Below are 22,774 nucleotides of genomic sequence, written 5' to 3'. Positions count from 1 at the left end.
CATCCTTTGTGAAACTTTGTGGTTAGCGCTTCAAAAAAAGGACTGAAGGATTGAGGGACTGAAGGATTGAGTTGTGAATGATTTAATGCGGAAATGCTTTAATGCTTTAATAGTTGATCACCTTTGTGGTACTTTGGGCATCCTTTGTGAAACTTTGTGGTTAGCGTTTCAAAAAAAGGACTGAAGGATTGAGGACTGAAGGACTGAGCTGCGAATGCTTTAATGCGGAAATGCTTTAATGCTTTAATCGTTGATCTACTTTGTGAAACTCTGTGCATCCTTTGTGAAACTTTGTGGTTAGCGCTTCAAAAAAGGGACTGAAGGATTGAGGGATTGAGGGATTGAGTTGCGAATGCTTTAATGCGGAAATTGTTAAATTGAAAAACTGATAAATTGTTGGGTTGAATACTGCGATTTTGCCAACAAGCCTATTACCTGTAGCTTGCAACTCGCAGCTCGTGGCTAATAGCTTTTAAAATATGCAATTACTGGAAACCATAAAATGTAAAAACGGGAAACTTTATAACCTGGAATATCATCAGGCACGGTTTGATGTGACGCGGATGAAATACTTTCCCGATGCACCAAAGCTAAAACTCAAAGATCATATCGAAATACCGGAAAGCTGCAAAAATGGACTATTCCGCTGTCGAGTGGTTTATGCCGAGCATATTGAAAAGATCGAATTCCTGCCACACCAATATCTTTCCATCAACAGCATCCGTTTAGTTGAAGACAACAGCATTGAATACAGTAGCAAATACACCAACCGCAAACAGCTGCAACATTTATTCGACCAGCGCGGCAATTGCGACGATATCCTTATTGTACAAAACTCTTGTATTACCGACAGCTTTACTGCCAACCCGATATTTTTCGATGGCGAAAAATGGTGGACACCCGACACTCCCCTGCTCCCCGGAACACAACGTGCCCGATTGCTCGCCGAAAACAAAATTTCAGTTTGCCGCATTACCGTTAACGACCTGCACAAGTACCAAAAAATTGGCTTGATAAATGCCCTTCAGGATATGAACGACATGCCGGTGTTGCCGGTTGAAAGGATTAGAACCAATCCTATAATCAACCCAAATGGCTAAAACTAAAACCGTATTTTATCCTTATTTTTTTACGAAATGAAAGGATATCAACATTGTTTCACGCAAAGAAAAGAAGAAGCGCAAAGTTCGCAAAAATGCAGAATCTGTTTTGCGTGCTTTGCGAAAACTTTGTGATCTCTGCGTGAACTTTTATTTCAGTAAAAAAGCCCGGAAATTTAATTCCGAGCCTTTCATTTATATAGAATTCAACTTCTAACTATCTTGGGAAACCGCCACCTAAAAATTTAGGGCTATCAGTCATTCCACTGATATCATCAGTTTGGTCGGCGTCAAAAACCATAAATTCAGGTGTCGCTTTTGTATATGGAGTCCACTCGCCACCATCTTTACCATTAGGATCACCGTATTTCGCAAAGTTTGTCCAACAATCCACCATGTGCAAACTTAATGCTTCATCGCCATCAGTAAATGGTCTCCAACTGTGTTCAAACGAATGGAACACATACCACAAATCAGATGAGTGGAAAGCTCCACTGTCGTCTCCGGGAAGCTGACGTGAGAAAAGATATGCATAAGCTGGTTTATCACTTTGTTCTTCACGCAATAAACAAAAATCTGCCACAGGTTTAGTCATATCGTTCATGTCGTTTGCAGTAAAACCAAACATATAAGGAATATCGGGAATTTCATTGGCCTGAGCCATTTCTGAAAATGTTCCAGTTAAGAAATAGTCTTCGACAACCGGGCTAAAAAATACACGTTTACCAGTTTCTGCACCATATTTGTTGATTAGCGTTGTCAACGAGTCAAATGAAAGAGAACGCATTTCGTCAAGTGTGGTGATATCAAAATAATCCATCATCTTTTTGTTGTTATTCTGAACGGTATCAAAAGGCATAGAAGGTCTTCTTCCAGCACCTAATCCACCGGCACTCATACTAATTGCCTTAGCAACATAATCTCTCGATTTTGGTGAAGCAAGCAAAGTTTGAACACTTCCACCTCCGGCACTCTGACCAAAAATCATAATATTATCAGGATCGCCACCAAACTGATCAATATTATCATGAATCCATTTTAATGCTGCAGCCTGGTCCATTACACCATAATTTCCTGAAACACCGTTTGGACTTTCTTCTGATAATAATGGGTGAGAAAAGAATCCCAATACACCAAGACGATAAGTTACCTGAACCAGAATAACACCTCGTGAGGCATAGTCGATGCCGCCATCCATTTCTGGTTCATAAGCAAAACCTTCGCGATAACCGCCACCATGTATCCACATGGCAACAGGTAATTTTCATCAACCTGACCTGCTGCAGGAGTCCAAATATTCAGGTAAAGACAATCTTCTGTAAACGGCGCTGTACCACTGGCTTGCCATTCACGTCCGTAAAAACTTTCCGGGTCCCAGGTAGTTTGTGATGCAGCGTCACCGTATGTATCAGCAATTTTTACACCTTCCCACGGAACGACTGGTTGTGGTTCTCTCCAACGTAATTCTCCAACTGGCGGAGCTGCAAAAGGAACACCTTTGTATGCAACAATTCCTTCTACTTCGGTTTCAACACCCTGTATCTGGCCACCTTCAATTGTCAACACAGGATTTGGATCATTTTCAGTGCAGGATACAAGAGCAAACGCAATGAAAATCACAGCTAAAAGAGTTAGACTTTTCATAATAATGCTAAGATTTTGTAAAGTTTTGATTTAGTTTTTATTGAATGTCCGTAATTAGTCACAACCAGACCGTCACCCTGGACTTATTTCAGGGTCTTTTTTGCAAATAGCTGATTATTAGTGGCGAAAGATGCTGAAACAAGTTCAGCATGACGTGCTAAATATTAATTATGACATAGAACGGATATTCAATTAGTTTTTTTTTAAAAATCGAAATTGATTCTATCAAATTTAAAAAGAAACCAATAAAACAAGGTGCTTTACTTGCATTAAAATACTAATTATCAAATTAATAGCTAAATTTAAAACTGAAATATCTATTTTTAAATATTTTTCGGACAAAAGCCATAAATCCCCGACAATTATCATGTAAACTCTCGCATGTAATATCAAAAAACATTATCATTCCGGCCTGCCTGACAGGAACGCTCTCCGATTTCGAGATTTCGGGACACCTCGACAGCATACCCCAATCGTTCAGATCTTAATCTCAGAAAAAGTTGCAGAATACCTGTTACTACATCCGAAAATCACTTTTCCATACCACAAACCGTTCCGGTTCAAACAAAGGTTCAACTTCGGTCAGGAAAGTATTGAAATTGGGTAATCCGCGTTGCACTTGTTTGGTGGTATCCGGCCCAACGCCAACAAACATTTGCTTTAATTCGTTGGCGCGAACTTTGGCAGCATCAATAAACTGCTTTTGCTTTAAAGCCTTCATGTATTGATAAAGCAGCCCGGGAACAGGCACTGCATACAAATAGCCGGGCTGCACATTGGTACGGTAAATGTTTTTAAAGGCTTCTTCTGCCTGCTCCGGTTTTCCGGCAAATACCAAAGCCATTGCCAGGCTGTACCAGTCGTGCCGAAAGTTTCCAATGCCGCACGCTTTTTTGAGATACTGCAGACTGTCGTCGTATTTTTTACGCTTGTAAAGTGCTAAACCACACAGCCGGTTCGCCCGGAAAGCACTCTCCTTATTTCGTGAATTTACCAATGCCTGGCCAAGTTTTATTGCCTCCTTGTATCTTCCAACATTTAAAGCATGCTCTCCCTTATTTAATCGACGGTTTTTAAACAGTATTAAACGCATCTTCAATCCTTATTCCTCAACAAATTACCATTCAATCGTAAGCGATTCCCCTTTTGCCAGCTCAATTTCTTTTTCTTCTCCCCGATAAACCAGTTTGGTGCTTCCTCCGGCTTTTGCAAGAACAGTAACGCTGTTCAATTTTCCTTCGCTCCAATCCATTGCTATTTCGTAGTCGCCACGCGCACAAATTCCGCTAACCGAACCTGCAGGCCACGCATCGGGTAAAGCAGGCAATAAATCGATACGGTTTTGGTGCGATTGCATCAACATTTCGATAACGCCGGCAGAACCTCCAAAGTTGCCATCAATCTGAAATGGCGGATGTGCATCGAACAAATTCGGGTAAGTTCCCCCACCCTGGCTGTATTGTGTTTCGGTACCCGACGGATCGACATAACTCAGTAATTCACGGTACATTTTATACGCACGGTTACCATCCAGTAAACGTGCCCACAGGTTTATGCGCCAGCCTTTCGACCAGCCCGTTGTTTCGTCGCCTTTAATTTCGAGCGTTGTTTTGCAGGCTTCTGCCAGCTCAGGCGTTTGATCAGGAGTAATGTGTCCGCCCGGGTGCAAACCAAACAAATGCGACTGGTGACGGTGTTTGGGTTCGGCATCTTCCCAATCGTAATACCACTCCTGCAGGTTGCCCTTTTTCCCTATCTGGTAAGGATACATTTTTGTCAGAGCCTCTTCTAACTCTTTTCTGAAATCTGCGTCCACATCCAGAACTTTGGTCGCTTGAATAGTCTGTAAAAAACATTCACGAATCATTGCAAGATCGGCTGTTCCACCATAAAGTGTAGCCCCGCGGTAACCTTTATCGGTGATATAAACATTCTCGGGCGAAGTTGACGGCGAAGTGATCAGATGGCCATTTTTATCTTCAACCATCCAGTTTAAACAGAATTCAGCTGCACCTTTCATAAGTGGATAACCTTCGTTTTTCAGGAAATCGACATCCTGTGTAAACTGGTAGTGTTCCCACAAATGGGTCGACAGCCACGGGCCGCTCATATTCCAGCATGCCCACACCGGATCGCCCTCGCCAAAACCACCTACAGGATTGCTCATGGCCCAGATATCCGAATTATGAGCAGATGCCCAGCCCTTATCAACACCATAAAATGTTTTTGCTGTTACGGCACCCGTCTGTGCCACGTTGCCAATAAACGTCAATAACGGACGGTGCATTTCACTCAGGTTACCCGTTTCGGCCATCCAGTAATTTTCTTCCACGTTAATATTCATGGTGTAGTTACTGCTCCAGGGCGGCTGCAGATGCGGATTCCAAAGGCCCTGCAGATTGGCCGGCACGCCCTCGGTTCGCGAGCTGGCAATCAGCAAATAGCGTCCATACTGGAAATACAGCACTTCCAGGTTTTTATCTTCGGCTCCACTAAAATATCTTTTCAATCGTTCGTCAGTCGGTAATTCCGGTGCTGTGGTTTCGCCCAAATCGAGCTGAACGCGGTTCATTAAGGCGCTGTAATCGGCGATATGCGCTTCTTCTATTTTTTCAGCTCCCTTTTTATTCGCATCATTTAACTGTTTCTGTGCAATAGCTTTATTATCCACCCCTTCTTTTGAGGGGTCTTTATCGAAGCCATTAAAACTGGTGGCTATCGAAACGTAAAGTACCGCTTCGCTTGCCCCTGAAACCGTTAATACGCTATCGGTATATACGGAGTTACCACCATCATTCTGCACTTTTATGTAGGATGAAAAGTGTGTGCCACGGTTTTCATCAAATTTAACCGGTTCTTCATCACCGCTGTGGTAATTTGGCAACGCCTGATACGGCGCATATCCTTCCACCTTCAATATATCTTCGCCGGCTGATGTACTGAAACGCAACTTGCTGTCGAACTTTACGGCAAAGCTCAGCGCATCTTTTTTATCAGCACTTAGTTTCACCACCATAACCTGATCGGGATACGAAATAAAATATTCGCGTTTATAAGTTACACCATCTACCTGGTACGATGTGCTTGAAACCGCCTTGTCGATATCCAGCTCTCTGTAGTAATTCTCCGCATTTCCGTTGTGCTGAAAATCCAAAAACAAAGTACCCAGCGGCGCATACGATTGAGAATAGCTCCCCATCAGATGGTGATTTAATTTATCTGCCAGTTCATAATCCTCGTTGGCCAGTGCCTCACGTATTTGGGGCACATATTTGTAGGCCTCCGGATTCATGTATGGATCAACCGGCTCGCCCGACCAAAGCGTAATATCGTTCAGGTAAATTTTATCCGATTCCACACCACCAAAAACAGAAGCTCCCATTTTGCCGTTTCCGAGCACCAGGCTTTCCTCAAAGTAGGATGCCGGTTTATCGTACCACAACACATGTGTAGAAGTCGCTTTTTCACGGGCAGGTTCGGTAGAGCACGACTGGCCTAAAACCAGCAAACCAAGCAGCATAAAATTTAAAAGATGGTTGAGTTGATTCATAGGATAATTTATTTTCAGAGTAGTGAATATATTTTTTAATCGTGGCAAGATACGAAATTATTAAAGTCGCAAAAATGATAAAAAAAAGGCCCTGCGCAATTGCAGAGCCCATTAACCTATCCTTGTTTTTGAAAAAATAAATTCAGAAAAAACAGGGAGCCGGTTGGTTTAGTGCCGACTCCCTTGTGGTATTAGGTATTAGTTGGTTTGGGAATTTCCCTGGTTTGGTACCAACAGAGGATTGGCATTCAATGCTCTTGTTGGAATTGGGAAAACTGTTTTATCTGATGAATCAGTTGGTTTATCCCACCATTCTTGTCCGTAACGCTCCCAGCGAACAAGATCTGTTCTGCGGTGACGTTCGCCTAAGAACTCACGACCAAGATCATCAACAAATTCATCTTCTGTTAATTTATCAAGATTTGCAGCATAACTTTGTTCTGCCCACATATCGGCAGGAAAGTTACGTTCACGTACTTCATCCAATAATTCAGCAGCCGCTGCTTTGTCGTTATTACGGAATTTACATTCAGCCAATGCATAATACATTTCAGCCAAACGAATTTCAGTTGCAGAGTTCGTTTGGAATAAATTTTTTGTAAGCGGCAACCATGGGAATTTTAAGAAACGTACCCCTGTGTTTTCTTCACCAGTAGTTACGTGTGAACCTTCGTCCCAGCGACCGTCAGGTTTTTCGGAAAAACGTCCACACTGATCAACATATGACAATGGTAAACCGGTGTACTCTTCAGTTCCTAAAATCATTTTAGTACTATCGAAACCGTATCCTTTTTCGTAATCGAATTCATATTGTTGTCCAATCAGGAAAAATCCTTTGCTGCTTCCGTCATTATCCGTTACTTCGAAAGGTTGTTTTCTCAGGTCACCATCAACAAATTTTTCGTAAGGTTTACCAAGTTTGTATGGATAAATATCACCTTCTAAATCTCGCGATGGAGATAAAACGATACCGTTCCATCCCCCCCAGTCGTTATCCAACGAATAACGTTGCTGATAGTGCATCATAGCATTGTACATCCAGCCAAATTCGTAAATATTTTTAGCATGCGGAAATTCCAGGATGTTTTCAGGAGAACGATAGCCGTTAACTCCCGAGCGGAATGGTCCGTTATAGGCAGGATCGAGTGAATACTCACCATACTGTCCATCAATTACAGCCTGTGCATATTGAGCACATTCAGTGTATTTCGCAACACCGGTCCACGCCTCAGCATTCAAATACAAACGTACCAGCAAAGCTGCTGCACCACCTTGATCCCAACGTCCGGCACGGCCGTTTTTAGGCAATCCAGGCAATGCTTCTTTTAGTTCAGTTTCAATAAAAGAGAAAACTTCTTCAACTGATGACTGACCAACCACATCGTTTACGTTTGTAACAATCGGAATTTCCCTAAAAAAATCGATCAGGAAAAGATAGAACCATGCACGAAGTGTACGCAATTCACTAATATGTTGTGCTTTGTCGGCTTCAGTTAAACCAAACGAAGGATAATCAAGCGCTGTGAAATCAGCAATAAACTGGTTACACTGCGCAATTCCCTGGTAAGGGCCAACCCAGGCACCATAAACTACACCTTCATTATCGGTCCATTCGTGGCCATGCAAACGCACCCACTGACCACCGTCGTAACCATGCTTTCCTTTTTGAGGCCAGGCAAAGTTATCTGCAGTCAACTCTTGTAACAACCAACGGTCGCCGTCCCATCCACACCAGTGACCATGTTCATATGGGCGCACCAGTGCAGCAATTATCGAATTCTTATCCTGATAGTAAATATCAGTCGTTAAGGTGTCAAAAACTTCCTCATCCAAATTTGTGCATGAAGGAGCTGCCAGAATTAAGACCAACAGCAAGTATATTATTTTTTTCATTTTCATAGTTTTTTCTTTTTATAAAAGCTTATGAATTAAAACGATACCTGAACACCAATTGTATAATTTCTTGTTACAGGATATACGTCCAGACTAAGAATACCCGGCTCCAATCCAGAACTAGCCACTGATGTTGGATCAAGCCCTGAGAATCCGGTGAGTGTGAATACATTTTTCACAGTTCCGTACACCCTTAAGTTGCGGATGTATTTGCTGAAAACTTTAGGCGACCAACCGATAGTGAGGTTGTCCAGTTTCAGGTAATCTCCATTTTCAAGGAAATAGTCACAAACTACCTTACCTGATGTAATTTCAGCATTTCGACCATAAGCATCTTTCAAGAGGTTTACTCCAGGCTCTGCTACCAAACCATAATACATTTGATAAGTATTCAGGATTTGATAATCAAAACGACCGGTAAAATGAAGCATCATGTCAAAATTCTTGTAAGTAAACGAGTTACTCCAACCCAACTGTAAACGAGGAGCACCATGTCCGATGTATGTTTTATCGGTTTCTTTACCTTCAGAAGAAGCAATTACTTTCTCTGTTCCAACTTTTCCGTCTCTCCAGATCATAATTTTGCCTTCTTCGTTAACACCTGCATATTTATAGCCATAGAAACTACCAATTTCAGTGTCATCCTCAAGACGTTGCGCAGGACCCGGGTTACCTGGAGAAGGCAGGTGATAACGATCCATATACCCTTTATTAAATGTACCGTTAGAGAACTTATCAAGCTGCGAACGGATATAAGAGGCCGTAACGTTTGTTCTATAAGTGAAATCCGCTTTATCAACCGCGTTCCAGGTTACTACCGCTTCAACACCTTTTGAGCTGGTAGAAGCAACATTGGTAAAGATCTGGTCGTGAAGGAACGGAGGTAACGGTGCATCGTAGTTTGAAATAACGTCTTTACCCTTACGAATAAAGGCATCCAAACTTCCCGACAGTGTATTGTCGAACAAAGTAAAGTCAACACCAAGGTTATACGACAATTGTTTTTCCCATCTTAAGTCTGGGTTAGGGTTATTGGCAGGGCCATACACCTGAATCCACTCCCCCTCATCGTTTTGCCATCTTCCAAACCCTTGGTAACGAGCTAACGAAGAATAGCGACCAAATCCTGAACGACCTGTTTCACCGTAAGATAAACGTACTTTCAAGTCATCAACAAAGTTGGCGTCTTCTAACCACGACATTTTGGATAAACGCCAAGCTGCAGATGCGGATGGGAACATACCCCATTTATTCTGGGCACCAAACTTAGTGTTTCCTTCGTAACGCAACGATCCCATGAACAATAGTACATCGTCGAAATTATAGTTGGCACGGCCAAAGAAAGCAATTGTTTTTTCTCTTGATTTCCATGAGTCCATACCTAGACGACCTTCTTCCAGATTCCATTGACCTGCATCAAGGTTGTTGTATAAAAAAGCATCCGATGGGAAATCCATGTTTTCTGCCCAGAATCCTGTATTATTGAATTCCTGGTACGAATATCCACCCATCAATTTAATGTTGTGCTTGTCGATGGTAGTGTAATAGTTTGCAATCCACTCCAAAGTATTGTCTTCCCACTTTTCGTTGCTCTGACGAGCACGTCCTGTGCGGTTGTTGTCAACCGACTCTTTTGATGTTGAATAGTAATATTCCTGCCCTAGTTTATCGTGTTTCTGGCGGGCCAGTTTCAACTCGGTCGTTAAATTAGGCAACAGGTTAAGCTTCACGTTCATGTCGATAATCGAATACTCCTGATCAGCTCTGTTTATACGTTCTTTCAGGTCTTGAACAGGGTTGTAGGTAGCGTAACCATACATTCTATAATACCCGCCAGGTTCATTCTCATCGTAAACCGGAATGGTTGGGTTCAATTTAACCGCTTGCTGGAATACACCATAGTTGGTATAATCTTCATCAGCATCTTTGTATGAAAGATTTCCTGATAATTCAAGAAAGCCGTCCAACGCAATTTGTTTGAAACTGGCACGTATACCTGTTTCTTTTCGTTGTGATGCAATATCGATAGCAGACTTGTCGCGGTAGTTAACCGAAACACGGAAAATGGTGTTATCAGTACCACCTGCAGCCGAAATAAAATGATTCTGACCAAAATTGTCTTTATTAATCAGTTGATCATACCAATCGGTACGTGCACCACGATCAACATCTATTTCATGCGACAAGAATTCTTCAGGAGATAAAATATCTGGTTTTTTAGCAACTACATCATGATCAATGTAACTATCATAAGTAACAATGACATCACCAGATTTACCTTGTTTTGTTTTAACAAGGATTACACCGTTTGCTGCACGCGAACCATAAATTGCAGCAGCCGCACCATCTTTAAGTACAGTCATCGACTCGATGTCTTGCTGTGCAATATTTCTCAGGTCACCTCCAGGCATACCATCAATAATTATAAGCGGGCCGTTACCGGCATCGATAGAAGAAGCACCACGCACCTGAATATCAGTACCACGGTTTGGATCGGCCGCTGCCACATTCGAGATAGAAACACCAGCGACTTTTCCATCAAGCATTTGAACAGGGCTGTTAAAAGCACCTTGTAACAAGTCTTTGCTTGAAACACTGGTTACAGCACTGGTAAGTTCTTTTTTCTGTAATGAACCATAACCAACTGCTACCACTTCCTCAATACCTATTGCATCAGCTGCTAATTCCACATTAATGTGTGTTTGTGTTCCCACAATGATTTCCTGCGAAAGCATACCTACGAAAGAAAAAACAATAGTGCTCTCAGGTTTTACATCGTTTAATAAGAACTCACCATCAGGGTTCGTAACTGTTCCACGCGTTGTTCCTTTAATAAAAACTGTTGCTCCGGGTAATGGCATACCATTTTGGTCGGTTACTTTACCTGAAACTGAGTTTTGCTGTACAGCTGAAGCTGGATTTTCTCCGTTCATTTCTCCAGGATACAGCATGATGTGCCTGTCGCGAACTACATACGATACAGATGTACCTTTGAACAACACATTCAAGCTTTCTTCGATGTCTTTCTCATTAAGGTTTACCGATATTTTTCGATTGATATCGATCAGTTCGGGACTGTAAGCGAAACGAAACTCCGACTGATTTTCAATCTCATCAAGAACGTCCACTACTTTTTTGTTACGCATCTCAAGCGTAAGTTTTGTCGATTGGCTGTAAACACTCGCACTTACGTGCATTAAGCCAATCATGAAAAATAGAATTGTTAGTTTCATAAGCTTTAAGCTTTTACTCCAAAAGGAAGGCATACCTCTTCCCTGGATTAGGATTTTTTTCATAGTTTTACATTGATTTAAATTATAACTTAATTTACCGTTTGCCGATGGTAAATAAGGACCGGAAGTGTTGCCGCACTTTCGGTTTTTTTTATCTCGACAATTCTCTTACTTTTTCGTCGTCTAGTTCAAATACAATTACATTTTTTTCTTGTTTAGTTTTAATTGGTGCTATCTTTTCCATAATCTCGATAATCTCGTCGAGCGGCTCGTTTTTAATGGTGAATGTGAAAGGAAAATCCTTCAACTCGTTGGCGTACTCAAACTCCTGATTGTATCTTTTCTCCAGGCGTTTTACCACCTCAACAAGTGGCTGATTGTAAATATTCAGAATGCCGTCTTTCCACGAGGTGAATTTCATTGTATTTACCTCGCTAATCTTTAGTTGATTGTTTGATTTTACAAACGATGCCCTTTCTCCGGGGCTTAGAAAATACTGGAACGAAGCCACTTCTGCGCTTAAAAGCTGCACTTTTCCCGATTCCAAAACCACGTCGATATTCTCCGATCCGGGATAAGCCTCCACATTAAATTTTGTTCCATGTACTTTAACCTGAATTTCGCCGCTGTTTACCACAAACGACAGATCTTCGTTTTTCTGCACTTCAAAATAGGCTTCTCCTTCCAGTTTTACGTCGCGGTTATTCGCTGCAAACAGGTTATTGTAGCTAATTTTCGATCCGGAGTTTAACCAAACCATCGAACCATCGGGCAGTTTCACTTTTGAAATCTGCCCGTTTTCTGCTTCAATTTCGGAGTACCAAATGTCGTTTTGTTTAGTTGATGAGAGCATGTAAGCTCCTCCCCCCAAACTCAGCACAAAAAAGAAGATGGCGGCAATCCGAACCATCAGGTTCACCTTATCTGAATACTGCCATCTTTTGAAACTTTTTTGTAACATCTGATCTTGAATATTCATCCAGCTTTGCTCACTTCCTTCAGGAAGCGGTTTATTTTGCTGGCTTTTATTCCAATCTAACTTAGAACTATTAAAAACTATGCGATTTTCTTTTTTTCGAATCCACTTCAACAATTGCACCTGCTCGCCTGCCGATGCTCTTCCTTCAAAATATTTCTCTATTATCTCTTTCATGTTGTAATCTGACAGGAGTACACATAAAGTGAAAAAACCCTACCTGTTTTTTTAATAAATTTGTTTTAAACGATTTTGCCTATCAACTGAACTGTTGATTTTCAACGAACTGCAAATAGCCAAACTACTATTTTTCGAGCAGCATTGTTACTAGAATAATAAGTGTCGGGTATTGGTCAATCAATTTTTTCCGGATTTGTTCTTTGGCTTTAGCAATATGCTTTTCCACCATTTTTATGCTGATTCCCATTTCCTCGGCTACCTCTTTTTGCTTTCGTCCTTCAATTTTACAGAGCTTAAACACCTGTTTCATTTTATCGGGCAGCTCATCCACCGCAACCTGAAACGACTCGACAAGTTGCTCCTCCAGGCTTTTTTCTTCTTTGCCCAAAAAGTCGATTTGATATAAATACTGCAGTTCGCTCACTTCTTCAATATCAACTGAAGAAGTGGTTTTTTCCAGCTTTTCATTGCGTAAAAAATTCAGGCAGTTGTTGCGCAGAATGACAAAAAGGTAACTTTCTATTGAACGGTCAGTTTTTATCGAATGACGTTTTTCCCAAAACGTAATAAAGGTTTCCTGTATGAGGTCTTCAACTTTGTTATCGTCAGCAACAAATAGTTTGCAATATCCTTTTAAACGCGGGTAAAGAATTTGGAATACATCTTTAAATACGGAGGGATTTCCTTTCTTAAGTTGTACCTTAGTTTGAATGTCGAACATTTATAAAATTAGTTAGTTAGGCTCCACAAAATAAATAAAATTATTAATACAGAATCCCTTGCGTCAGATTTTAGAAAACAAAAAAAGCCCTGCAAAATTGCAGAGCCTTTCATTATTTTGGTTTAACTATCAAATACATTTTTTACCTGATCCGTTCGGATTTCCGGTTACTTCCCAGGTATTTCCCGAGTTTAATAACTCATCAACACAAGTCACTTTACGCGTTTGCTGTACTTCTTTAATCTGTGCTTCCATTTCCACATCGTAAACAGGAGCAGGTACGGCACGAATTACACCAAATGCAACCGGAAAATCGGGCAAAGCCATATTGATTAGTGCCAAATGCAGCATTGGATCAACTTCCATTGCATCGTGAACGAGGATGTCATCCTGGGTCACTCCGTTTTCACCAATCTTAACCACTTTAAGTTTACCATTCTCGAATACCAAACCCTTTTCGTTTTCAGCTCCAAAAAGCATTGGTTTTCCATGTTCCAGAATCAATTGTCGGTCGGCACGGTGATTAGGATCGGTAATCTCATTATGAATACCGTTGTTAAAAATCACACAGTTTTGAAGCACCTCAACCACAGATGTTCCTTTGTGCTCAGCTGCTTTTTCGAAAATCGACTGACTCAGTTTCAGATTTCCGTCGATTGAACGGGCATAGAATGAACCCCGTGCTCCAATCACCAGTTGTCCGGGGATGAATGGATCTTCAACAGTACCAAATGGCGATGTTTTACTTACAAAACCACGGTCGGAGGTTGGCGAGTACTGCCCTTTGGTCAAACCATAAATACGGTTATTGAACAGCACCACATTTAAATCAATATTGCGTCTGATCAGATGAATAAAGTGGTTACCGCCAATAGCCATCGAGTCACCGTCGCCGGTCATTACCCAAACACTCAGTTCAGGGTTCGCAGCTTTCACTCCCGATGCAACGGCAGTTGCCCTACCGTGAATGGTGTGAAAACCAAAAGTATTCATGTAGTAAGGAAAACGCGACGAACAACCAATACCCGAAATTACGGCAAATTTCTCCTTCGGAATGCCCATTCCGGCCATGGTGCGTTGTACGGCATTAATAATAGCAAAGTCGCCACAGCCTGCACACCAGCGTACTTCGTTCTCGCTTTTAAAATCTTTGATTGTATATTTTACATCAGTCATTGCTTAGTCCTCCAAAAGTTTGGTAATACTTTCTTTTAATTCGCTAACGGTAAATGGCAGACCTTTAACTTTATTGGCCTGGTAATAGTTAAACTCAGGCAACTCATTACGCAAATAGGCCACGAACTGTCCCAGATTCAGCTCGCAAACAATAATCTTTTTGAATTTGCTGAATACCTCTTTTGTATTTTTTGGAAGTGGCTTAATGTAGTTAAAATGAGCCAAACTAACACTTTTACCCGCCATACGCATTTCGCGAACAGTGCTTGCAGTGTGGCCGAAAGTACCTCCCCAGCTTACCACAAGAACATCTCCTCCTTCTTCGTCGCCACAAATTTCAAGTTCAGGAATCATGTCAGCAACACGCTGTACTTTTTCTTCCCTTATTTCGCTGTTTACCTGGTGGTTTTCCGGATCGTGACTTACCGTACCTGTAATATTCTTTTCCAATCCACCAATGCGGTGCTCAAAACCTGCCATTCCCGGAATGGCCCACTCGCGTGCCAAAGTTGCGGCATCGCGTTTATAAGCCTGAAATTCGTTACTGTCTTTAGCAACTCGTGGAGTAATGGCTGGCATATCGGCCATTGAAGGAATTTTCCAGGGCTCGCTACCGTTTCCTAAGAAACCATCAGTAAGCAAAATAACCGGCACCATTCTTTCCAGCGCAATTTTTGCTGCCATATAAGCATAATGAAAACAATCGGAAGGTGTGCTGGCTGCCAATACCACCACCGGGCTTTCACCGTTACGTCCGTAAAGTGCCTGCATTAAATCCGACTGCTCGGTTTTTGTTGGCAATCCGGTTGACGGGCCACCACGCTGAACGTTTACAATAACCAGTGGCAATTCGGCCATAACAGCCAAACCAATCGCCTCTCCTTTTAATGCCAATCCAGGGCCTGAGGTGGTTGTTACGGCAAGGTCGCCGGCAAACGAAGCTCCGATAGCTGAGCAGATACCTGCTATTTCATCTTCGGCCTGGAATGTTTTTACACCAAGGTCTTTTCGTTGCGATAATGCGGTTAAAATATCGGTTGCCGGCGTAATGGGGTACGATCCCAAAAACAATTCCAGCCCCGACTTTTCGGCCGCTGCTAAAAGTCCCCATGCCGTAGCATGGTTACCATTTACATTTCGGTAAGTACCATTTTCAATTTCGGCCGGATTTACCAGATAAGTCGGAGTCATGTGCTGCATGTTTAGCCCATAGTTATAACCATCGTGCAACACTTTTATGTTCGAATCAACCACAACCGGTTTTTTCCTGAATTTATTTTTTACAAATTCCTCAACGTACTCCAGCGGGCGGTTAAACATCCAGCATACCAAACCCAAAGCAAACATATTTTTACTACGCAGCACACTTTTATTATCCAAACCAAAATCCTTCAGTCCTTCTTGTGTAAGACTTGAAATTGGCACCGCGATTTTAAAGAAATCCTGGAGGTTGCATTCCGTAAAAGGATCGTCGGTTTCAAAGTTCGCTTTCTTCAGGTTCTTTTCGGTAAACGAATCAGAATCGTATATAATAGTACCGCCGGGTTCTAAAAAGCGTGCATTTGCCTTAATGGCTGCCGGGTTCATGGCTACCAATACATTGGCATTATCTCCCGGGGTATTTACTTGTTTTTTTCCAAATTGTACCTGAAAACCCGATACACCCCCAACTGTTCCCTGTGGGGCACGAATTTCGGAGGGATAATCCGGAAAGGTAGAAATATCATTTCCAAGAATTGCCGTAGTGTCGGAAAACAAGGTTCCGGTAAGCTGCATTCCATCGCCGGAATCGCCGGAAAACCTAATGGCAACTTCTTCCAGTTCGATAACTTTAGTTTCTTTCATCTCATTAAAATTTATAGCTATTAGCGGTATTCGATGTAACTCGCTTTAAATCTCTCATTCTTGCGCGAAAAATTATAACCGCTCGTTTCATCTCTAAAAATATTTGATTTCAATTTCGAAAAAAAAAAACGGTTGATTATTTCTCAACCCCAAATTTCAAATTCTAGTTATTTTCTCCTAAGTCTGTATAATTCATAAAAAAAACGACTCCAAAACTACTAAATCATAATTTCAGAACCGGTTTTCATCAAGGTCGATCGAAGAATCTTAAAACAAATGTAACCATTATTTAACAAGATTTCGATGACATCTGTGATAGTTTTTTGGTTTTCTTATTTTTGTAATCAATTTAAAACCAATTCAGATAATGGCTATTATAAAAGAACTTAAAGACAAGTCTCCTAAAGTAGGCAAAGACTGCTTCCTGGCTGAAACCGCAACTCTAATCGGAGACGTTGAGCTAGGTGACAATTGTAGTATTTGGTACAACGCGGTAATTCGTGGCGATGTACACTACATAAAAATAGGTAACAACACCAATGTGCAGGACAATGCGACCATACACGCTACCTACCAAAAAAGCCCAACCAATATAGGCAATAACGTAACCATTGCGCACGGTGCCATCGTTCATGGTTGCACGGTCAAAGACAATGTAATGATTGGAATGAACGCAGTTATACTCGACAATGCAATTATAGAAAGCAATTCGATTATTGCTGCCGGTTCGGTTGTTACCAAAAATACGCGTGTTGAATCGGGCAGTGTTTACGCTGGTATTCCGGCCAAAAAAGTTAAGGATATCAGCGCTGAACTTTTACATGGCGAGGTGGAGCGAATTGCCAATGCCTACCACATGTATTCTAGCTGGTATAAGTAAAGAAGGAAGTCGGGAGACGGAAGTTTGAGTCCGGGCTCCGAAGTAATAATAAATAAAAATAAAAGAATGAAACCAACCTTACTCATACTGGCTGCCGGAATGGGAAGTCGTTTTGGAGGCCTTAAACAAGTTGAACCTGTTGGCCCCAACGGAGAAGCAATTATCGACTACACCATTTTCGATGCTATTCGTGCCGGTTTTGGCAAAGTAGTTTTTGTTATTCGCGAAAGTTTTGCCGATGCGTTTAAAGAAAAGTTTGAAGCCAAATTAAGCGGCAAAATTGATGTGGAATACGTTTATCAGGAGTTGGATAACCTGCCAGAAGGATTTACATTGCCCGAGGGACGTGAAAAACCATGGGGAACAGCACATGCAATTTTGGTTGCCAAAAATGTAATTAACGAGCCTTTCTGCGCCATCAACGCCGACGACTTTTACGGAGATGGAGCTTACCAGATTATGGCCGACTTCCTGAACAACACGGTGCAGGAACAAACGTTTTCGATGATTGGTTACCAGCTTAAAAACACGCTGTCGGAACACGGATCGGTTTCGCGGGGTATGTGTACCGTAAATGAAAACGACAACCTGGTAAAGATTGTTGAAACCCACAACATCTTCAAAAAAGAAAATGCTGCCGTTGCTATTGCGGACAATGGAACGGAAACGCCTTTAACAGGCAACGAGAGGGTATCGATGAATTTCTGGGGTTTTCATCCCTCGGTTTTCAAAACACTGGAAACCAAATTTGTACAGTTCCTCGAAACTGAAATCGACAAACCAAAATCGGAGATGTACATTCCTTCGGTAGTTTTCGAAATGATTGAAGACAACGAGGTGGAAGTAAAAGTACTGGAAGCCAACTCGCCATGGTTTGGCGTAACTTACCAGGAAGACAAACCAATTGTAGTGAATAAAATTAAAGCCTTAATTAAAGAAGGCGTGTACCCGGAGAAACTCTGGTAATCGATCTACATTATACATTAAGAAAGAAGTCGGGAGTTGGAACTTCCCGACTTCTTTCATATCATAACAAATTCAAATATGACGGATTTAAAAAACATTGCACAAAACTTTCAGCTCGAAGCTGAAATTGAAAACGTAAAACCGCTGGGAGAAGGTTTTATAAACGACACCTTTATAATTACAACACAAAACAACGGACCAAAATACATTCTGCAACGCAAAAACAAAAACATCTTCTCTCCCATCCCCGCGATGATGGAGAATATTCAAAAAGTTTGCACCCACATTAAAGAGAAAGTTGCTAATGTCGGCGGCGATCCCTTGCGCGAGGCAATGACCATTATTCCGACAAAGGATGAAAAACTGTATTTCCTGGATAACGAAGAGGAATACTGGGCTGTTTGCCTTTTTATTGAGGATACTATTGCTTACGAAGCCGCCGAAACGCCGGAACTGGCGTATGCAGGAGGAAAAGGAATTGGGAAATTCCAATCGCTGGTGGCCGATTTAAAAGAGCCGCTGGTTAATATACTTCCGGGGTTTCACGACATCCGTTACCGCTTTAAACAGTGGGACGAAGTACTGTCAAACGATCCGGTTGGCAGAAAAGCTGAAGTAAGCGAAGAAATTTCGTGGATTGAAAGCCGGAAAGCAGAAATGCTGGCATTTTGGGAACTGGTGGAAAACGGCGAAATCCCAACGCGCATTAGCCATAACGACACCAAAATAAACAACATCCTATTCGATAAAAAGGGCGAAGTGCTTTGTGTGATCGATTTAGACACCGTACTAAGCAGCACCGTTTTAAACGATTTTGGCGATGCCATGCGTTTTTACACCAACACCGGTTTGGAAGACGACGAGAACCTCGACAATGTTTCGATGGACATGGCCATTTTTAAAGCCTTTGCCAAAGGATATTTGGAAGAAACCGTTTCATTTTTAAGCCCGAAAGAAATTGAATACCTGGCATTTTCGGCGCGCTACATTACTTACGAGCAGGTACTGCGATTTTTGATGGATTATATTGACGGTGATAATTATTACAAAACCAAATCGCCCGACCATAACCTGGTTCGCGCTCGCGCCCAATACAAGTTACTGCAAAGCATGGAGGCACAGTTTGCTGAAATGGAGAACTTTGTAAAATCGTATGTTGCTGAATTACAAAATTAGGAAACAAGCATCAGAGGTGAACCGTTTTTGCGTTCACCTCGCTTCCCATAAATAAAGCCGCTTTGCTTTCGAAAGTGGCCGCCGATTCGGTAGTTTGATACTCCAAACTTCCTCCTTTGCTTAATCGTTGTTCCATTTCAGGATGGCGCTGCAAATAATCAACAAGTTTTTCGGCAACAATGGCTCCCTGGGTTAAAATATTTACATTTTCAGGCACATACTTTTTAATCATATCAATCAACAAGGGATAGTGCGTACAACCCAGGATCAGCGTATCCAGCGTATTATCTTTCTGAAATACGGAGTCGATATTTTTCTTCACGAAATAATCGGCTCCCGGATTATCCATTTCATTATTCTCCACCAAAGGCACCCACATGGGGCAGGCTTCCTGTACGGTTGACTTTACATGTCCTCCCGACCACTTTTCCAGTTCTATAGGGTACGATTCCGAGGCTACTGTACCAACGGTTCCCAAAACGCCAATATGCCCGTTCTGCGTAATTTCCGCCACTTTTTCAACACTTGGCCGAATTACACCCAACACCCGGTTATCGGGAGCCATGTGCGGCAAATCCAGCATTTGTATGTTTCGTAACGCCTTTGCCGAAGCGGTATTACAGGCAATTATTACCAGCGGACATCCTTGTGCAAACAAATATTTTACCGCCTGCAGCGTGTAATCGTAAACCACATCAAACGATCGTGTTCCGTAAGGTGTGCGGGCGTTGTCGCCAAGGTACAGGAAGTCGTATCCGGGCATCGACTTAATCAATTCTTTCAAAACGGTTAACCCGCCATACCCGGAATCAAAAACTCCAATTGGAGAGGATTTCATACTATTCAAATGAATTAATCTTTAACGCTCAGAAACCAGTTTATAAGCTTCATCATAATATTTACCCAGGTTCGACCAGTCGAAATGCATAGCCGCTTCCTCGCAACGATAACGCAACGCAATCCGGTCGCGGCGCGATAAGTTCACAAACTCGAACAACATGTTTGCCAACTCTTCGGCTGCCCGGTTAAAATTGCCGTCAGTCCGATCAATAATAAACATTCCCTTGTTATCGTGGTCTTCAATGTTGTTTACCACATAGTCGCCAAATCCGGCCAGATTACTGGTTATCGATGGCAATCCACTGGCCAAACATTCCAATGGCGTATAACCCCACGGTTCGTACATACTTGGGAAAATACCGAGGTGACATCCGCGAACAAACTGGGTGTAATCCATTTTAAAAAGCGGGTTCGTTGTGGCTATAAAATCAGGGTGATATACGATTTTCACCTTATCATGGCGGTTGTTCACCAGGTTCGAGGTACGCAGGAAATTCAAAATTTCATCTTTTGCATCGTCAACCAACTGGTGCGTAACTACTTTGGGTAAGTTCTGTGTTTTCCAACTTTGTACGTTGCGTCGCAATTTCAAGCGCAGGTAATCGTCAACCAAAGCACCTAAATCCGGAAACTGATAATTACCTGTTATTGTTGTAATTTCTTTGTATAAACGATCGCCCACCTGGTGTTGAATTTCCTCAACCACACGGCCAACATCTTCGATTTGCGCCTTCGATTGCAACACCTCAGGGTTAAATGAATAGAACGGGCGTTTTGTGATAAAGAAGGAAACAACAGTCATATCCGTTCCGGCTTGCTGCATTTTCCAGTTTAAACGGGCCAGTGCCTCAAGCGTTAAATCGTAACCCTTGTTTTGGTACTCGTAGCGCCCCGATGTAAAGAAATAAAGGGTTTTATCCAGATCAAACGAATAACTCTGGAAAAAGTGCCCCATTACAAACTCATGGATTTTTTTCTTCACCTGAACGTGCTGGTTTTGCACTTCGTGCGTTGCCTCAAAACGTTCTATGTTCAGGCCATTTGGCAGAATCATATCAGGAGTTCGACCTAATAAATGCGTACACTCACGCGCTGTAACTTCACTTACCGTGGTAAAAACGTGTGCTCCGTGTGCCGATGCCCGCTCGATATTTGCAATAGGTGCCACATTAAATTTATTGGCTTCTTCTTCCCAATTGTAAAAGGGCAAATGGCTGTAAAATTCCTGATCATTCATGGCCAGGTAACGCCCCAGCAATGTGGCATGGGTGGTAAATACCGTTTTTATATTCAGGTTCGATTTTCGTATTCCGGGTATTGGCAAACCGGCCATCCACTCATGAAAGTGTGCAATAATAGTTTCGTTACAGAAATCGCTTCCGCACAAATAATGGAAAAACTCTTTCACCTGGAATCCAAAGGCGGCAACCTTGTCGAGCAACTCATCGCCATCGGGAATGGCAATATTGTAATCTTTAAGGAGGAAATATTTTATTTCGCCCAATTTGTCGTAGATCGAATAAGGATTAAAAAGAATCACGTTCGGGCGGCCGGAAACAATCCACTGGCCGTAATACACTTCAAAGCCGCGCGACTGCATTTCCAGAACAGCTTTACCAATGGGTGTGGAGAAATCCGTTGCCGGATCGAAATGAGCTGCTGCCTGGTCGGCAAAATAAGGCCCGATAAGAAAATAATTCTCGTTCCCCCACTCTTTAATAACCGATGGTACTTTTGAGCGAATTACCGTGTAAATTCCCCCAACCTGGTTACAAACTTCCCACGCTACTTCAAAAAGCTTCGTGTTTTCGTTCCTCTCCTTTGTAGAATTCTCCTTATTTATGGTAGCTGCTTTCATATGTTTATTAAAGTTAGTTCTCTGGTTACTATTATATTCTGTGTTCACACAAATGACCGTATGTACGGTATTTTTGAGATCAATAAATATAGTTTTTATCTATTATCATTGCAATATGTTTTTTAATAAAAAACAATTACGCAAAAGCATTTTCACTTGCTTCCCGTGTATTTAGCGATTATCACCAATCAAATTACACTTATCACCGGTATATTGCCCTCTATCACCGCACGAAAAGCTCTTATCTCCACCAATACGGGTGTTATCACCCGGTTTTTGATGCTTATCACCTGTTTCCAGGTGCTTATCACCCACATTTAACGTCTTATCACTTACAATCAGCGCATTACCACTTACTATTTTCCGGTTATCACCGGAGATGGCTTACATTTTGTCGGTTTTATTCGATTATTTTATCATTATTTCTATACTAGACGATAAAAAGCAGATAAATCGTCCTGAAAAATTGGGAAAGTTTAAAAGGCTGCTCAACTTGGGATCACCCGTAAAATCCGGTGGAATAAAAATTTTATAGAAGCAAGAGAAGAACTGTAACTTTCTGCCTGCCGGCGGCTTTCATCTTTGCCTTGAAGCAAAGACGAAACAGAAAATTCAAGGCTGCTTTTGATCCTTTCCCTGCGTTTTCATAAAACCTAAGTTCGGACGGGTGATCTCCTCGATTCCTCGGAGCTTCCCGCTCTCACTAAGGTTTCATTTCAACTCCGGGCAACGACCA

The 22,774-nt window shown here is 41.9% G+C and carries 16 protein-coding genes; 4 read left to right on the top strand and 12 right to left on the bottom strand.

Going from position 1 to position 22,774, the window contains the following annotated elements:
- Positions 1-479: 479 nt before the first annotated feature.
- Positions 480-1,100, top strand: coding sequence for an aminotransferase class IV (locus BMW53_RS14925; protein ID WP_038563239.1), 621 nt, complete (start codon positions 480-482; stop codon positions 1,098-1,100).
- Between the two features lie 217 nt (positions 1,101-1,317).
- Here BMW53_RS14925 and BMW53_RS21410 read toward each other — a convergent pair whose 3' ends face one another.
- From BMW53_RS21410 to BMW53_RS14875, 10 genes are all read right to left on the bottom strand, one after another.
- Positions 1,318-2,349, bottom strand: a complete 1,032-nt coding sequence (locus tag BMW53_RS21410; RefSeq protein ID WP_074780894.1) for a carboxylesterase family protein — start codon at positions 2,347-2,349, stop codon at positions 1,318-1,320.
- Positions 2,247-2,744, bottom strand: coding sequence for a carboxylesterase family protein (locus tag BMW53_RS21405; RefSeq protein ID WP_051568114.1), 498 nt, complete (start codon positions 2,742-2,744; stop codon positions 2,247-2,249). Before BMW53_RS21405 ends, BMW53_RS21410 begins: the two co-directional genes overlap by 103 nt.
- A 517-nt stretch (positions 2,745-3,261) precedes the next feature.
- Positions 3,262-3,837 carry a tetratricopeptide repeat protein gene (locus BMW53_RS14910; RefSeq protein ID WP_038563241.1) on the bottom strand — a complete coding sequence of 192 codons (576 nt, stop codon included), beginning with the start codon at positions 3,835-3,837 and terminating at the stop codon, positions 3,262-3,264.
- Positions 3,838-3,861: 24 nt separating this feature from the next.
- Entirely contained in the window at positions 3,862-6,294 is a 2,433-nt protein-coding gene (locus BMW53_RS14905) for a glycoside hydrolase family 95 protein (RefSeq protein ID WP_051568115.1), read from the bottom strand.
- A gap of 198 nt (positions 6,295-6,492) precedes the next feature.
- On the bottom strand, positions 6,493-8,187 hold the full coding sequence (locus BMW53_RS14900) for a RagB/SusD family nutrient uptake outer membrane protein (RefSeq protein ID WP_217642961.1): 1,695 nt from the start codon (positions 8,185-8,187) through the stop codon (positions 6,493-6,495).
- Between the two features lie 35 nt (positions 8,188-8,222).
- Positions 8,223-11,420, bottom strand: coding sequence for a SusC/RagA family TonB-linked outer membrane protein (locus BMW53_RS14895; RefSeq protein ID WP_217642960.1), 3,198 nt, complete (start codon positions 11,418-11,420; stop codon positions 8,223-8,225).
- Between the two features lie 151 nt (positions 11,421-11,571).
- Positions 11,572-12,573: a FecR family protein gene (locus tag BMW53_RS14890; RefSeq protein WP_051568117.1), complete on the bottom strand. Its 1,002-nt coding sequence runs from the start codon at positions 12,571-12,573 to the stop codon at positions 11,572-11,574.
- A 127-nt stretch (positions 12,574-12,700) separates the two neighbouring features.
- A complete protein-coding gene (locus BMW53_RS14885; protein ID WP_038563250.1) occupies positions 12,701-13,297 on the bottom strand; it encodes an RNA polymerase sigma factor in 597 nt (198 codons plus the stop codon).
- A gap of 129 nt (positions 13,298-13,426) precedes the next feature.
- Positions 13,427-14,473, bottom strand: coding sequence for a 2-oxoacid:ferredoxin oxidoreductase subunit beta (locus BMW53_RS14880; protein ID WP_051568118.1), 1,047 nt, complete (start codon positions 14,471-14,473; stop codon positions 13,427-13,429).
- Positions 14,474-14,476: 3 nt separating this feature from the next.
- Positions 14,477-16,318, bottom strand: coding sequence for a 2-oxoacid:acceptor oxidoreductase subunit alpha (locus tag BMW53_RS14875; protein ID WP_038563253.1), 1,842 nt, complete (start codon positions 16,316-16,318; stop codon positions 14,477-14,479).
- Between the two features lie 367 nt (positions 16,319-16,685).
- Here BMW53_RS14875 and BMW53_RS14870 point away from each other — a divergent pair, with 367 nt between their 5' ends.
- The 3 genes from BMW53_RS14870 to BMW53_RS14860 all read left to right on the top strand — a co-directional run bounded on the left by BMW53_RS14870 (position 16,686) and on the right by BMW53_RS14860 (position 19,340).
- Positions 16,686-17,198: a gamma carbonic anhydrase family protein gene (locus tag BMW53_RS14870; protein WP_038563256.1), complete on the top strand. Its 513-nt coding sequence runs from the start codon at positions 16,686-16,688 to the stop codon at positions 17,196-17,198.
- Positions 17,199-17,264: 66 nt separating this feature from the next.
- Complete coding sequence (locus tag BMW53_RS14865) at positions 17,265-18,164, top strand: nucleotidyltransferase family protein (RefSeq protein WP_038563258.1); 900 nt, start codon at positions 17,265-17,267, stop codon at positions 18,162-18,164.
- A 78-nt stretch (positions 18,165-18,242) separates the two neighbouring features.
- Positions 18,243-19,340 (top strand): phosphotransferase enzyme family protein, encoded by a 1,098-nt coding sequence (locus tag BMW53_RS14860; protein WP_038563261.1) that lies wholly within the window; start codon positions 18,243-18,245, stop codon positions 19,338-19,340.
- 10 nt (positions 19,341-19,350) lie between these two features.
- Here the strand turns inward: BMW53_RS14860 and murI are convergent, their stop codons facing one another.
- Together murI and BMW53_RS14850 are read right to left on the bottom strand one after the other, a co-directional pair.
- Positions 19,351-20,178, bottom strand: coding sequence for a glutamate racemase (murI, locus tag BMW53_RS14855; protein WP_038563264.1), 828 nt, complete (start codon positions 20,176-20,178; stop codon positions 19,351-19,353).
- 21 nt (positions 20,179-20,199) lie between these two features.
- Positions 20,200-22,038, bottom strand: a complete 1,839-nt coding sequence (locus tag BMW53_RS14850; RefSeq protein WP_038563267.1) for a glycosyltransferase — start codon at positions 22,036-22,038, stop codon at positions 20,200-20,202.
- Positions 22,039-22,774: the final 736 nt, after the last annotated feature.

This window comes from Draconibacterium orientale (assembly GCF_900111425.1).
GTDB classification, from domain to species: domain Bacteria; phylum Bacteroidota; class Bacteroidia; order Bacteroidales; family Prolixibacteraceae; genus Draconibacterium; species Draconibacterium orientale.
The sequence above is the reverse complement of the archived record's forward strand: the minus strand, read 5'-3'. Positions and strand labels throughout refer to the sequence as shown.